12 protein-coding genes are annotated in these 14,250 nt (G+C 68.6%); 2 read left to right on the top strand and 10 right to left on the bottom strand.

Going from position 1 to position 14,250, the window contains the following annotated elements; genetic code table 11:
• Positions 1 to 56: 56 nt before the first annotated feature.
• From ftsY to coaD, 7 genes are all read right to left on the bottom strand, one after another.
• Complete coding sequence (gene ftsY / locus ACFTSA_RS11155) at positions 57 to 1,274, bottom strand: signal recognition particle-docking protein FtsY (protein ID WP_377951315.1); 1,218 nt, start codon at positions 1,272 to 1,274, stop codon at positions 57 to 59.
• A gap of 32 nt (positions 1,275 to 1,306) precedes the next feature.
• Entirely contained in the window at positions 1,307 to 4,906 is a 3,600-nt protein-coding gene (gene smc / locus ACFTSA_RS11150; RefSeq protein ID WP_377951314.1) for a chromosome segregation protein SMC, read from the bottom strand.
• A 122-nt stretch (positions 4,907 to 5,028) separates the two neighbouring features.
• Complete coding sequence (gene mutM, locus ACFTSA_RS11145) at positions 5,029 to 6,000, bottom strand: bifunctional DNA-formamidopyrimidine glycosylase/DNA-(apurinic or apyrimidinic site) lyase (RefSeq protein WP_377951313.1); 972 nt, start codon at positions 5,998 to 6,000, stop codon at positions 5,029 to 5,031.
• 6 nt (positions 6,001 to 6,006) lie between these two features.
• The gene (rnc, locus tag ACFTSA_RS11140; protein WP_377951312.1) at positions 6,007 to 6,783 is read right to left on the bottom strand and encodes a ribonuclease III; all 777 of its coding nucleotides are present in this window, start codon (positions 6,781 to 6,783) and stop codon (positions 6,007 to 6,009) included.
• Positions 6,784 to 6,804: 21 nt separating this feature from the next.
• Positions 6,805 to 7,008, bottom strand: a complete 204-nt coding sequence (gene rpmF / locus ACFTSA_RS11135; protein WP_003806041.1) for a 50S ribosomal protein L32 — start codon at positions 7,006 to 7,008, stop codon at positions 6,805 to 6,807.
• 36 nt (positions 7,009 to 7,044) lie between these two features.
• Complete coding sequence (locus ACFTSA_RS11130; RefSeq protein ID WP_377951311.1) at positions 7,045 to 7,569, bottom strand: YceD family protein; 525 nt, start codon at positions 7,567 to 7,569, stop codon at positions 7,045 to 7,047.
• A 169-nt stretch (positions 7,570 to 7,738) separates the two neighbouring features.
• Positions 7,739 to 8,215, bottom strand: coding sequence for a pantetheine-phosphate adenylyltransferase (coaD, locus tag ACFTSA_RS11125; RefSeq protein WP_377951310.1), 477 nt, complete (start codon positions 8,213 to 8,215; stop codon positions 7,739 to 7,741).
• A 91-nt stretch (positions 8,216 to 8,306) separates the two neighbouring features.
• Here coaD and ACFTSA_RS11120 point away from each other — a divergent pair, with 91 nt between their 5' ends.
• Together ACFTSA_RS11120 and ACFTSA_RS11115 are read left to right on the top strand one after the other, a co-directional pair.
• Entirely contained in the window at positions 8,307 to 9,515 is a 1,209-nt protein-coding gene (locus tag ACFTSA_RS11120; RefSeq protein ID WP_377951309.1) for an aminotransferase class I/II-fold pyridoxal phosphate-dependent enzyme, read from the top strand.
• Positions 9,516 to 9,517: 2 nt separating this feature from the next.
• A complete protein-coding gene (locus tag ACFTSA_RS11115) occupies positions 9,518 to 10,303 on the top strand; it encodes a spermidine synthase (RefSeq protein ID WP_377951308.1) in 786 nt (261 codons plus the stop codon).
• On the opposite strand, the gene rsmD is transcribed toward ACFTSA_RS11115, so the two are convergent.
• Genes rsmD through ACFTSA_RS11100 form a run of 3 tightly spaced genes read right to left on the bottom strand, consistent with a single transcriptional unit; the run spans position 10,304 to position 14,235 of the window.
• Positions 10,304 to 10,912 (bottom strand): 16S rRNA (guanine(966)-N(2))-methyltransferase RsmD, encoded by a 609-nt coding sequence (gene rsmD / locus ACFTSA_RS11110; protein WP_377951307.1) that lies wholly within the window; start codon positions 10,910 to 10,912, stop codon positions 10,304 to 10,306.
• A 39-nt stretch (positions 10,913 to 10,951) separates the two neighbouring features.
• Complete coding sequence (locus ACFTSA_RS11105; protein WP_377951306.1) at positions 10,952 to 13,171, bottom strand: ATP-dependent DNA helicase RecG; 2,220 nt, start codon at positions 13,169 to 13,171, stop codon at positions 10,952 to 10,954.
• Positions 13,168 to 14,235, bottom strand: coding sequence for a DAK2 domain-containing protein (locus tag ACFTSA_RS11100; RefSeq protein WP_377951353.1), 1,068 nt, complete (start codon positions 14,233 to 14,235; stop codon positions 13,168 to 13,170). Before ACFTSA_RS11100 ends, ACFTSA_RS11105 begins: the two co-directional genes overlap by 4 nt.
• Positions 14,236 to 14,250: the final 15 nt, after the last annotated feature.

The following is a 14,250-nucleotide window of genomic DNA, read 5'->3' as shown; positions in this document are numbered from 1 at the left end:
AGCAGAGGGCGTTCCCAAGGCTGGGAACCCCTCTGCTGCCTGATCGGGTAAAGCAGTTAGTTCAGGAGGGCGTCGACGAAACTCTCGGCCTCAAACGGTGCGAGGTCGTCCGCCCCCTCGCCGAGGCCGATGAGCTTCACGGGCACGCCGAGGCTCTTCTGGATGGCGACGACGATGCCGCCCTTGGCAGTCCCGTCCAGTTTGGTCAGCACGATGCCGGTGATGTTGACGACCTCCGCGAAGACCCGGGCCTGGTTGAGGCCGTTCTGGCCGGTGGTGGCGTCCAGCACCAGCAGGACCTCGTCCACCTCCGCCAGCTTTTCCACGACGCGCTTGACCTTGCCGAGCTCGTCCATCAGCCCGACTTTGTTCTGCAGGCGGCCGGCGGTGTCGATCATGACGACGTCGACTTCCTGGTCGATGCCGGCCTTGACAGCCTCGTACGCCACGGACGCCGGGTCTGCGCCGTCAATGTCTGACTTCACGGTGGGAACACCCACGCGCTGCCCCCAGGTGGCGAGCTGCTCGGAGGCGGCTGCACGGAAAGTGTCCGCGGCGCCCAGCAGGACGTCCTTGTCCTCGGCAACGAGGACGCGGGCCAGCTTGCCCACCGTGGTGGTCTTGCCCACTCCGTTGACGCCGACCACCATCATGACGGCGGGCCGGTCCGCGTGCCGGTCGATCCGCAGGCTGCGGTCCATGGAGGGGTCCACGATCTTGATGAGCTCTTCCCGGAGCAGTGCCTTGACGTGCTCGGGATCGCGCGTGCCCAGGACCTTCACGCGGTCGCGTAGCGCGTCCACCAGCTGCATGGTCGGTTCAGTCCCAAGGTCGGCGAGGAGCAGGGTCTCCTCCACCTCATCCCAGACGTTCTCGTCGATGTTGTCGCTGGAGAGCAATGCCAGCAGGCCCTTGCCGAGCACGTTGTTGGACTTGACCAGGCGTTCCCGGAGCCGGGTGAGCCGCCCGGCCACGGGCAGCGGAGTCTCCACCGGGATGGTTTCCAGGCCGGCCGCGTCATCCGGAACCCCGGCTTCCAGCCCTTCCAGGTCGACGGCGTCCCCAACCTGGCGGTCGGCAGGAGCGGCAGGGGCGGCAGGGCGGTCCTCGAGGAGGGTCCCTCCCCCTCCGAGCGGCTCAACGGGGTCGTTGGCGTCCCGGGTGCCGGGGTACTGGTTCCCGGATTTCCGGGCCTTCATCAGCACCGGGACCAGGCCGCCGATGACTACCAGGGCAGCAAGAATGGGCAGAAGAATGGGGATGATGTCATTCACACCCCTAGCTTCTCACAAGCTGCAGGGGCTTCTCAGACGTCCCCTCCCAGCCGCTGGCTGATGACGGTGGATACCCCGTCGCCGCGCATGGTGACGCCGTAGAGCGCGTCGGCCACCTCCATGGTCCGCTTCTGGTGGGTGATCACGATCAGCTGGCTGGATTCCCGAAGCTCTTCAAAGATCGTGATGAGCCGGCCCAGGTTGGTGTCGTCGAGGGCGGCTTCAACCTCGTCCATGACGTAGAACGGCGAAGGCCGGGCCTTGAAGATGGCCACGAGCAGCGCCACCGCCGTGAGCGACCGTTCGCCGCCGGACAGCAGGGACAGCCGCTTGATTTTCTTGCCCGCGGGCCGGGCCTCCACCTCGATGCCGGTGGTCAGCATGTCCGTGGGGTCGGTCAGGACCAGCCTGCCCTCGCCGCCGGGAAAGAGCCGGCCGAAAACCCGCACGAACTGGGCCGACGTGTCCGCGAAGGCCTCCGAGAAGACCTTCTGGACGCGGTCATCGACTTCCTTGATGATGTCCAACAGGTCCTTGCGGCTGGCCTTGAGGTCCTCCAGCTGGGTGCTGAGGAACTGGTGCCGTTCCTCCAGGGCGGCGAACTCCTCCAGCGCCAGCGGGTTGACCTTGCCCAGAGACGACAGGTCGCGTTCCGCTTTCCGGAGCCGCTTTTCCTGCTCCTCCCGGACGAACGGCACGCCCTCCACCACCGGCTGGCCCTCGGCATCGACCGGCGCCCGCAGCGCCGCCCACTTGTCCGTGGAGGTGGCCGCGGGCAGCGGTACCGGCCGGTCCGGCCCGTAGTCCGCCACGAGCTGGTCTGCGGTCAGCCCCAGCTCTTCCACCGATTTCGTTTCCAGCGCCTCGATCCGGAGCCGCTGCTGGGCGCGGGCCAGCTCGTCCCGGTGCACCGAGTCGGTCAGCTCCGCCAGTTCCCGGGCCAGGGCGTCATTGGCAGTGCGGATGTCCGCCAGTTCGCGGTCCCGCTGCTCGCGGACGTGCTCGGCGTGGTCCCGTTTCCGGCTGGCCAGCTCGACGGAAACGTCGCTGAACCGGATCAGCTGCTCCGCCGCGGCGGCGACAGCCGCCGCCCGCTTGGCCTGGATACGCCGACGGCGGGCCCGTTCGGCAGCTTGCTCCCGCGCCCGGCGTTCCGAGGCCGCAGCGCGTTCCAGCGAGGTGGCCCTGTTGCGGATGGCCGTGAGCTGTTCTTCCCGGCTGCGCAGCGAGAGGCGGGCTTCCATCTCGGCGGAGCGTGCCTGTGCGGCGGCCAGGGCCAGCGCGTCCCGCTGCTCCGTGGACGGTTCCTCCTCGGCGGGTGCGTCCTGGGCCGCGGCCAGCCGTGCGGTCACCGCCGTCAAGGCCTCCTGCTCGGTAACGATGTTTGCCTCGGCGCGGGCAAGCGACGCCGCCAGCCGTTCGCTCTCGCCGACGGCGCTGCGCAGGACCGAGTTGAGGTGGCCCAGCCGTTCGGCCACCGCGGCCAGCCGGGCATCGGATTCGTGCAGGCGATCCAGCGCTGCGTCCGCCCGCTCCTGCGCCTCGGCGCGGCGGGCCGCGGCGGCGGCAAGGGCGAAGCGGCACTGTTCCAGCCCGGCGGCGACGGCCGCCAGGCGGGATGCGGCGTCGTCGACGGCGGCCTGCACCTCGAGCAGCGAGGGCGCCTTCGCGGAACCACCGGTGACGGTCAAGGCGGTGAAAACGTCCCCCGCCAGGGTCACGGCAGTCAGGTCGGGATGCCGGGCGACAAGGTCCGTCGCGGAATCATGGTCGTCGACGACGGCGGTGGCAGCGAGCAGCGTGCGCACGGCCGACGCCGTGGTTCCGGAGGCCGTCACCAGGTCCGCCGCCGGGCGGGCCCCGGCCGGCAAGGATCCGGCTGCCACAACCGCGGCAGCGGGCGTTCCTGCGGGAGGGGCCGCGGCCTCGAGCAGCAGCGTGGCCCGGCCGGCGTCGTCGACCCGGAGGAGGCGCACCAGTTCTGCTGCCGTTCCGGCATCCCGCACCACGATGGCATCCGAAGCGCTGCCCAGGGCTGCCGCAACGGCTGCTTCGTAGCCCGGTTCGACGGTCAGGGCGGCCGCCAGCGGGCCGACGGTGCCGGACACCCCGGCGCCGAGGACATGCTCGGAGCCGTCCTTCCGGTTGAGGCCCAGCTGCAGGGCCTCGTGCCGCGCCTTCAGCGCGTCCCGTTCACGGACGGCGTCGCGCTCGGTGGCTTTGAGGGTATCGATCTCCGCGAGGATGCCGTCGAGGGCGGCGCTGGCGTCCTCGTATTCGGCATCGAGGGTTTCCTCGGCGTCCTCGACGCCCGCCACCTGCGATTCGAGCGCGGTGAACTCGGACTGGGCATGGCGCCGCCGCTCATCGCCGGCGGCCAGGGATTCGCGGAGCCTGCCGACTTCCGCCTGGGCAGATTCCACTTTGGAGCGCGCTGCCCCCACCTGGCCGGCGAGGCGTGCCAGGCCCTCGCGCCGGTCGGCGGCGGCCCGCAGCGCGGCGGTGAGCCGCTTTTCCTCGGCTGCCGCGGCGTCCTCGGCCGCTGATTTGGCGGCGGTGGCGGCCTCCAGCGCGGCCCGCCCGTCGAGGATGTCCTTTTCCAGCTCCGCCTGCTCGGCGCGGACCCGGGCGGCCTGCCGCTCCAGCTGTTCCGGGTCCCGGCCCGGCTCCGGCGCGGGGTCCGCGGAGCCCAGCAGGCGGCAGCGTTCCTGCGCCAGGGAGGCGAGCGAACGCAGGCGCTCCCGTCCGGCAGACAGCTGGTACCACGTGTCCCGGGCGGCGTTCAGCTGCGGGGTCGCCTCCGCAGCGAGCTGCTCGAGGGAGGCCTGGCGCCGGCGGCCCTCTTCGAGTTGGGTTTCGACGACGGCGCGCCGCGCCTTGAGCGCGGACTCGTCGGCGATGTCCTGTGCCAGGGTGTTTTGGAGCTGGACCAGGTCATCGGCCAGCAGCCTGGCCCGGGCATCGCGCACCTCGAACTGGACGGTCTGCGCGCGCCGGGCCACCTCGGCCTGCTTGCCGAGCGGCGTGAGCTGCCGGCGGATTTCCCCGGTCAGGTCGCTGAGCCGCTGGAGGTTGGCCTGCATCGCCTCCAGCTTGCGGACGGTCTTCTCCTTGCGCCGCCGGTGCTTGAGGATGCCGGCGGCTTCCTCAATGAAACCCCTGCGGTCCTCGGGAGTGGCGTGCAGCACCCGGTCCAGCTGCCCCTGCCCCACGATGACGTGCATTTCGCGGCCGAGGCCGGAGTCGGAGAGGAGTTCCTGGATGTCGAGGAGCCGGCAGGCCGAGCCGTTGATGGCGTATTCGGAACCGCCGGTACGGAACAGCGTTCTGGAAATGGTGACTTCGCTGTATTCGATCGGCAGCGCGCCGTCGGTATTGTCGATGGTGAGCGAGACGTGCGCGCGGCCCAGCGGCGGACGGCCGGACGTGCCGGCAAAAATGACGTCCTCCATCTTGCCGCCACGGAGCGTCTTGGCGCCCTGCTCCCCCATGACCCAGGCCAGAGCGTCCACCACGTTGGACTTGCCCGAGCCGTTGGGGCCGACGACTGCCGTGACGCCAGGCTCAAAGTCGAACGTCGTGGCTGACGCAAACGACTTGAAGCCCCGGACGGTCAGACTTTTGAGGTGCAAGGTGTTCCAGATCTCCATAGGTGGCGGCAGCGGCTGCTTATCATCCACCAAATCTAGTGGCTAAGGGCCGGAATCCCCGGATTTACGGCCCTCCGGGGCCTTTCGAAACAGGGTGGGAATTGTCACCAGCGGCCGTTGCGCGGCCGCGGCTGGCAGACCGGGCAGGTGTAGGAGGAACGGTTCATGAACTGCTCGCGCTTCATGATGCTGCGGATCCCCGCGGCCGCGCAGCGCCGGCACTCCTCACCCTCACGGCCATAGGCGTTGAGGGACCGCTCAAAGTAGCCGGACGAGCCATTGACGTTGACGTACAGGGAGTCGAAGCTGGTGCCGCCGGCGGCCAGGGCATCGGTCATCACGTCGCGGGCAGCGGCGAGCACGCGCTCGGCGTCCGCCCGCCGGAGGGTGTCGGTGGGCCGCGCATAGTGCAGCTTTGCCCGCCACAGGGCCTCATCGGCGTAGATGTTGCCGATCCCGGAGACCAGCCCCTGGTCCAGCAGTGCGCGTTTCAGCCCGGTCTTCCGCTTCCGGAGGCGGCGGTAGAAAGTGTCAAAGGAAAAGTGCGGGTCCAGGGGGTCGCGCGCGATGTGCGAGGCCTCCTCCGCGATGACCGGCACGGGGTCCTCCGCGAGCCCGCCCGGTCCGCCGTCGTCCGTGGGAACGAGCGTGGTGACGAACAGGCCGCCGAAGATCCGCTGGTCCACGAACCGCAGCTGCTCCGGCATGGTTCCCTCCGGGCTCAGCCGCAGGCGGATTTTCAAGTGCTTCTCGTCCGGAACGGAACTGTCCTGCATCAGCAGCTGCCCGCTCATGCCAAGGTGGGCCATCAGGGCGACGCCGGGCAGCCCCGGGTCGCCGTTATCGGCACTTGGGCGGGGCGTGCCGTCCCCTTGCAGCGGCATCCAGAGGAACTTGCCCCGGCGGACGACGTCGAGGACCCTTGCCCCCTCAAGGTTCCCGGCGAAATCCTCGGGACCGAGTGAGTGCCGGCGCACGGACCTCGGGTCCATCACGTCAACGCCGGTGATGGTCCGCCCGCGCAGCCAGTTAACCAGGCCGCGGCGGACCACCTCGACTTCGGGAAGTTCAGGCACGGGCGCTTAGCTGCCCGCGGCGGATTCCGACGGGGCCGCCTTCGCTTCCCCCGTTGGGGACTCGGCGCCAGCCGGTGCAGACCCCTCGGCCGGGGCCTTGGCTTCCGCGCCGGAGAGCTTCCGCCACGCATCCGCGGCAGCTTCCTGCTCGGCTTCCTTCTTGGAGTGGCCTGAGCCCTTTCCGTAGGCAGTCCCTCCGATCTGGAGGACGGCGACGAACGTGCGCGCGTGGTCCGGGCCGGAGCCCTCCACGGCGTAGTAGATGCTGCCCAGCTGGCGTCCTGCCGCCAGCTCCTGGATGCTGGTTTTCCAGTCCGTGCCGGCGCCGAGGGCGGCGGCATCCTTCAGGAGCGGTCCGATGAGACGCATCACCAGCTGGCGGGCGGTCTCGATGTCGTTGGACACGTAGGTGGCGCCGATGAGGGCTTCCATGGTGTCCGCCAGGATCGAGGCCTTGTTCTTGCCCTCGGTGAGCTTCTCCCCCTGGCCGAGGTAAATGTAGTCCCCGATGCCCAGGCTGCGGCCGATGCCGGCGAGGGCACGGGTGCTCACCACGGCCGACCGGCGCTTGGCCAGATCGCCTTCGGGAAGCGTCGGGTTGTCACGGTACAGCGCGTCAGTGACGGAGAAGCCAAGAATGGAGTCGCCCAGGAACTCAAGGCGCTCGTTGGTGGGTATCCCGCCGTTTTCATAGGCGTACGAACGGTGTGTCAGAGCAAGACGAAGCGTCCCGGCGTCAATGAAGACACCGAGACGCTTCAGAAGCTCTTCAGTTGAAGACATCCTGATCAGCTTGGGGGCCGATTAGACGTCCGCGACCTTGCGGCCCTTGTACTCAAGGAACAGCGCAGTGCCAGCCGAGTCGGTGACGACCTTTGCCTGGTGCGGCAGGCTGTAGGTGACCTGGCCGTTCTCGATGGTCTTCACCAGGTGGGGGGCAGTTGCCTTCCACTGGGAGCGGCGGGCGCGGGTATTCGAGCGAGACATTTTCCGCTTGGGAACAGCCACGGCTAACTCATTTCTCTCTAGAAAAACACTTACAAATCAATTTTGCCGGTCAGGCTTAGCCAGATCAGCTAGGGCAGCCCAGCGAGGATCTACGACCTCGTGGTGGTGCCCCGGCTCGTCTTCCAGGCGCGCTCCGCATTCGGAACACAGACCCTGGCAGTCTTCCCGGCACACCGGCTGGAACGGCAGCATGGTAACAACTGCGTCCCGCAACACCGGCTCAAGATCGATCAGATCGTGCTCGACTCGACGTTGCTCTTCTTCGTCTTCTTCATCCGAGAACACAGCGCCCTCGTAGAAGAAAAGCTCTTGCACATTGACCGCAAGGTCATACGCAAGGGGATCCAGGCATCGGCCGCACTCACCTTTGACTTCGGCGAGGGCGGTTCCTGATACCAGAATTCCTTCGTGTACGGCCTCAAGCCTCAGGTCGAGCTCGATATCCGAGCCTTCCTGAACGCCAATGAGCGCCACGCCGAGATCCCCCGGCGCGGGTACATGTTCCGTCAGTGTACGCATGCTCCCCGGACTGCGTCCGAGGTCCTTGACATCGAACATCAAGGGCGAACTTGCATCTCGCTTAATGAGAACTCCTGTTGAACATATGACCGACGTACCATCTTAGCCTGAACTCCCTGACGGACTCAAACCGGATGCCACGCCGGGGCACGCGGCCGGCGTGCACCGGAAACGTACCGGACAAGCCTACCCCTTTGGAAGACCCGCCCGCTTAAGGCGCGCCCGAAAGAAGCCGCTTCAGCACGGACCTCGGGACGTATTCAGAGACGCTGCCGCCGAGGCTGGCCACTTCCTTGATGAGGGTGGATGAGAGGTGGAGGTAGTGCGCCTCGGCTGGCAGGAACACGGTCTCCACGCCGCTCAGCTGGCGGTTCATGGTTGCCATGGGAAGTTCGTAGTCAAAGTCCGACGACGACCGCAGCCCCTTCACGATGGCGGACACGCCACGCTGCCGGCAGTACTCCGCCAGGAGGCCCTCCCCGACGGGTTCCACGACGATGCCGCGCAGCGAGGCCAGGGTCTCCCTGGCCATCTCGATCCGCTCCTCGAGCGGAAACCGGTACTTCTTGGCATAGTTGGTGGACACGGCGACGATCACCTCATCAAACAGGCTCGCGGCTCTGGCGATCACCTCGAGGTGTCCATTGTGGATGGGGTCGAAGGAGCCTGGGCATACGGCGCGTCTCATGCTCCGAACCTACCGTATCGGCGGGCCGGGATACCATGACACAGGCACCGGCCGCCACGGGGCCGTGGCCGAACAGACAGGCAGGAAACCAATGACTCAAACACGTCCGGCACCCTGGCAGCGCGCGGCCACCGGGGCGAACCTGTTGGCAAGTGACGGCGCCTTGGGCGTGACGATCTTCGAGGAGATGACCACGCTGGCCCTGCAGACCGGCGCCATCAACCTGGGGCAGGGTTTCCCCGACGAGGATGGCCCCGCGGAGATCAAAGCGGCCGCCCAGGCCGCAATCGCCGAAGGCTCCAACCAGTACGCGCCCGGCAAGGGGATCCCCCAGCTGCGCAAGGCCGTGTCAGCACACCAGAGCCGGTTCTACGGGCTGGAACCGGACCCGGACACCGAAATCATCGTCACTACCGGCGCCACCGAGGCCATCGCCGCGTCCCTGCTGGCCTTCGTCGGACCCGGCGACGAGGTCCTGACGTTCGAGCCGTTCTACGATTCCTACGGCGCGATCATCGGGCTCTCCGGCGCCACGCATGTCACTGCCCCTCTGCTGGCCCCCGAGTTCCTGCCTGATTCCGCAGCCCTGGCGGCGGCGTTCACCGACCGCACCAAAGTCGTGCTGCTGAACAATCCGCATAACCCCACCGGTGCCGTGTTCCCGCGCGAGGTGCTTCAGCGCGTCGTCGACCTCGCCCGGCAGCATGACGCGGTCATCATCACCGACGAGGTGTACGAACACCTCACGTTCGGTGTCCGGCACATCCCGGTGGCCACGCTGCCGGGGGCGGCCGACAGGACGGTCACCATCTCCTCGGCGGGCAAGACGTTCTCCTTCACCGGCTGGAAGGTCGGCTGGCTGAGCGGCCCCGAGCACCTGGTGGCGGCGGTCCGGACGGTGAAGCAGTTCCTCACGTACAGTTCCGGCACCCCGTTCCAGAGTGCGATCGCCACCGGCCTGGCCCTGCCCGACGAATTCTACGAGGGCATCTCCGCCACGCTGCGGAACAAGCGCGACATCCTGAGCGTGGGGCTGCGTGCGGCCGGCCTAGACGTGTTCACGCCCGACGGCACCTACTTCGTCAACGTGGACACCTCGCCGCTGGGCATCCGGGACTCGGTGGACCTGGCCCGGCGCCTGCCCGGGCTGGTGGGTGTGGCAGCGATCCCGGTTCCCGTGTTCTGCCACCCGGAGGGCGCGGAGCGGACGCGCAGCCTGCTGCGGTTCGCGTTCTGCAAACGCAATGAAGTCCTCGAGGAAGCCGCGGCACGGCTGGCCACCCTCCAGGACAGGCTCTGACCATGGCCGACGGCAGCGTCCGGGCGTCGCGCTTCCTGCGTGCCATCGGCCAGCATGCTGTCATCGAACCGGATACGTACACGGACGGCGGGTTCGTGCTCAGCATCGGCGGGGCCGAGCAGTCCCACGTGGACCTGGCCGATCCCGAGGATATCTTCTACGAATACCTGCGCCGCATCGGGCACATCGTGGATCTCGCCGCTCCGTGGGGTGAACCCATCCGCGCGCTTCACCTGGGCGCCGGCGCCCTGACCCTGGCCCGGTACATCCAGGCGACCCGCCCCGGCTCCCTGCAGTACGCCGTGGAACTGGAGCGGGAGCTGCTGGACTTCGTGCTGGAGAGGCTGCCGCTGCCGGAGGGCACCGACCTTCACACGGTCATCGGCGACGCGCGCGACGCCCTGGCGGAGCTGCCCGCGGACCTGCGTTTCGACGTCGTCATCCTGGACATCTTCTCCGGGCCGGAGGCGCCGGCGCACATCGCCTGCACCGGGTTCTACCAGGAAGCCGCTGCGCTCCTCACGGACCGGGGCGTGCTGATCGTGAATGTCGGCGACGAGCCCGGCTTGACGCTCGTCCGGAGCCAGGTGGCGGCGCTGCGGAGGGTCATGACGGACGTGGCCGCCTGTGCCGAGTCGGGGATGTTCACGGGAAAGTATCCGGGGAACATTATCCTTGCCGGCACCAGGAAGCCGTGGCCGCCCGAGTGGTCCGCCGCCCTCACCGCGCGCGGACCCCATCCGGCCAAGGTCCTGGCCGGGACGGAACTGGACCGGCTCTCGGACTAGCTACTGGTCCTCGGCCTCCAGCGCCACGTCCACGTCCTGGCCGCTGGACGGTTCCGCGTACCACAGCCGGGTCTCACCGTATTTCTTCTCGGCGAACCGCTCCAACCCTTCCGGCCACCCGGGTTCCGTGGCCCGGGACGAGCGTTCCACCACTACCACCGCACCGTCGTTGAGGTGCGGCGCGAGCTTTTCCAGGACCGAGGCCAGCGCCGGCTCTTCGAGGGGGTAGGGCGGGTCCAGGAAGGCGACGTCCCATGTGGCGTCTTCGGCAGCGCGGTCGAGGAAGGACTCCACCTTCGAGCGGTGGACCGTGACGGCCTTGCGGCCCAGGACGCCGTTGATGACGTCGGCGTTGCGCTGGCACACGGCGCTGGCCTTCGCGTCGAACTCGACGAGATCGACAGTTTCCGCTCCCCTGCTGGCGCTCTCCACCCCCAGCGCGCCGGAACCGGCGTACAGGTCCAGGACCCGGGCGCCGCCGAGCACGTTGAACGCGTCCAGCCGGGAAAACAGTGCCTCCTTGACCCGGTCGGTGGTGGGTCTGGTCTGGGACCCGGGCACGTTGGCCAGCGGGGTTCCACCCGCGGCACCGGCAACGATCCTGCTCATGCCCCGGCCCCCGCCGGCCCGGGTGGGAGGGGGTTCGTGCTAGCCGCGTTCAAGGAACGCCTCCTTCTCGGGATTCAAATACTCGTCAATGGCCTCGGCAAGTGCCGCATAGCCGGTCAGCGCGGGGTCCGCGGCGACGATCTTCTGGGCGTCCTGCCTGGCGCGGGCGATGATGTCCTCGTGCTCGAGCACGCGGAGCAGCTTCAGCGTGGACCGGCCACCGGACTGCGAGGCGCCGAGGATGTCACCCTCGCGGCGCAGCTTCAGGTCCTCCTGGGACAGCTCGAATCCGTCGGTGGTGGCCGCCACGGCGTCCAGCCTGCGCCGGCTCGGGTGCCCCGGTTCGAGCGTGGTCACCAGCAGGCACGTGCCCGGCAGCCCGCCCCTGCCCACGCGCCCGCGGAGCTGGTGAAGCTGGGAGATGCCGAAGCGGTCCGCGTCCAAAATGACCATCAGGGTGGCGTTGTGGACGTCCACGCCCACCTCAATGACGGTGGTGGAGACGAGCAGCTTGGTCTGGTTGGCGGTGAAGGAGGCCATGGTCTCGGACTTCAGGACCGGGTCCTGGCGTCCGTGGAGCGGCGCCAGCGCCACTCCGGCCAGGGCCGGTTCCTCTTTGAGATGCTCGACGACGGCGGTCACGGAGGCCAGTTCGCGCGCGGCTCCGTCGCCCTCCAGTTCCCCGGGCTCAGGTTCCGCTTCACCGGGAGTGAAGTCGCCGTCGTCGTCCGTGCCGATCTTGGGGCACACGACGTATACCTGGTGTCCTGACTCGATGTCCTCACGGGACCGGGACCAGATGCGGGCTGCCCAGGCGGGGTTCTCCGCAAGGCCCACAACATGCGTGGTGATGGGTGCCCGGCCTGCCGGCAGTTCGTCAAGCACGGAGGTTTCGAGGTCGCCGAACACCGTCATGGCCACGGTCCTGGGGATCGGGGTGGCGGTCATGACCAGCAGGTGCGGCGGCTTGCTGGCCTTGGCACGCAGGGCGTCGCGCTGTTCCACCCCAAAGCGGTGCTGCTCATCCACCACGATGAGGCCCAGATCAAAGAAGGTGACGTTCTCGCTCAGCAGCGCGTGCGTGCCGATGACGATCCCGGCCGTGCCGGACGCGGCGTCGAGCAGCGCCTGCTTGCGCGCGGCGGTGGGCATGGAGCCGGTAAGCAGGCTGACCTGCACCGAATGGTCGCCCAGTCCGCCCAGGAGCCCGTCGCGGGCCAGCGGGCCGAGAGTCCGCCGGATCGAGTCGAAGTGCTGTGCCGCCAGGACTTCCGTGGGCGCCAGGAGCGCCGCCTGCCCCCCGGCGTCGACCACCTGGAGCATGGCCCGCAGCGCCACAATGGTTTTGCCGGAGCCGACCTCTCCCTGCAGCAGCCTGTTCATGGGCCAGTCCTGGGACAGCTCCGCCGAGAGGGTCTTGCCGACGGCTGACTGGCCGGCGGTCAGGGTGAACGGCAGTTGGCGGTCGAAGGCTGCGAGCAGCCCGTCCGGCACAGGCCGACGCGCGGTGGCCTCCTCGGAAGCAAGCTGGGCACGGCGGCGGGCCAGGGCTGACTGGAGGACCAGGGCTTCCTGGTAGCGGAACCGCTCCCTGGCCTTACGCCAGTCCTGCGCGTTCTCCGGGGTGTGGATGAGCCGGTAGGCCTCCGGCACCGGAAGGAACTTTTCACGTGCGGATATGGCCGCCGGAACCGGGTCCGGCAGAGCGTCCAGGTCGGCGGTTTCCAGCAGGGCTTTCACGACCTTCTGGATGGACCAGCTGGTGATGCCTGCAGTGGCCGGGTATACCGGGATGGGCATGGCCGCGAGCTTTTCCGGGTCCATGTCCGGGACCTCCGGGTCGTTGTCCAGCAGCTGGTAGTTCGGGTTGGTCAGTCCCAGTGAACCCTGGTAGCGCGTGACCTTCCCGGAGAACATGGCCCGCCGGCCGGGATGCAGCTCGGCCCTGGCGAGGCGGCCGTTGAAGAAACTGATTTTCAGTGTGCCCGTTCCGGCGTCGTCGGTGACGACGACGTCGGTGATGGAGCCCTTCCGGGCGCGCATCTGCCGGGTGCTGTTGGACACGACGCGGGCGATAAGCGTCACTTCCTCATCGAACGGGAGTTCGCTGATGCGCGTCAGGTCACCGCGGTTGAGGTAGCGGCGCGGGAAGTGGTTGAGCAGGCCGCCGACGGTGGTGATGCCCAGATGCTTCCCGATGGCCGTCGCGGAGCGCTTGCCGACCCGGCGCTCCAGGCCGAGTTCCAGTTCGGCGTTCATCGTCCTTCTGCGCTCACTTCTCCCGACGGGTCCCGGGGCAGGGCGAGCTCGCTGACGGACACGTCCGCCGGAGCGCCCAGCGACCTGATCATGTCAAGGGCCGGGGCGGGGTCCGGGACATGCACGTGGACCCGCCACCGGTACCGGCCCTCGGCGTCGGCGGAAGGGCCCACCTGGCTCATGATCACGGAATCCCCGAGTTCATCCAGCCGCTGGCGGAGCGTGGCGGCGTCCAGCGGGGACAGGCTGATGGTGCACATGACCTCCACACCGTCGTCGGCCGGCATGCCGGTGTGGATGTGCGGGTCCTGGAGGTCGTATCCGTGCAGGCCGTCGAGCAGTTCGTTGCGGAGCTCCTCGCCGAGCACCGCCGAACGGAGGCAGTCCAGGATCAGCAGCATCCCCACGCCGCCGGCGTCCACCACGTGCGCGGCCTGCAGGGCATCAAGCTGCCCCTCAGTGCGGACCACGGCCTCGAGGGCCGCCTCCACGGCCGCGTCCAGGACCAGGCCCAGGGCATGGTTGCTGTCGTTGCCGTTCTGGCCGGCGTCGACGGCGGCCGCGGCCCGGCCCGCTGCTTCCATCACGGAGAGCATGGTGCCGGGAACGGGGTCGCTCAGTGCGGACCAGGCCCTGATCTGGGCCCGGTTGAGGGCGGCGGCGAGCAGAGACGAGGTGAGCCTCGCATGTCCGGCCAGTGGCTCTGCCGCGGCGCAGAGAAAAACGGAGAACAGCGTGCCGGAGTTCCCTCTGGCCTGCTCCATCGCCGCCTGGCCGGCGCGCGCCAGTACGGCGCCCACGTCATTGAGCTGCGCGGGTTGGCCGGGCTGCGCGGGCTGGCCGGGCTGCGCGGGCTGGCCGGGCTGCGCGGGCTGGCCGGGCTGTGCGGGCTGGCCGGAATCTGAGGGAGCACCGGCATCCTGCAGCGCCCGGGCTGCGGCACGGACCGTGAGGTACAGGTTGGTTCCGGTGTCGCCGTCGGCCACCGGGAAGATATTGATGGCATTGAGGCGGTCGCTGTGGTTGCCCAGTGCGGTTTCGGCCTTGCCCAGCCACCGCTTCATGGCTTGCGCGTTCGC

It is taken from the genome of Arthrobacter sp. NPDC057013, from assembly GCF_042674585.1.
Classification (GTDB): domain Bacteria; phylum Actinomycetota; class Actinomycetes; order Actinomycetales; family Micrococcaceae; genus Arthrobacter.
This window is presented reverse-complemented; position numbering and strand designations above follow the sequence as displayed.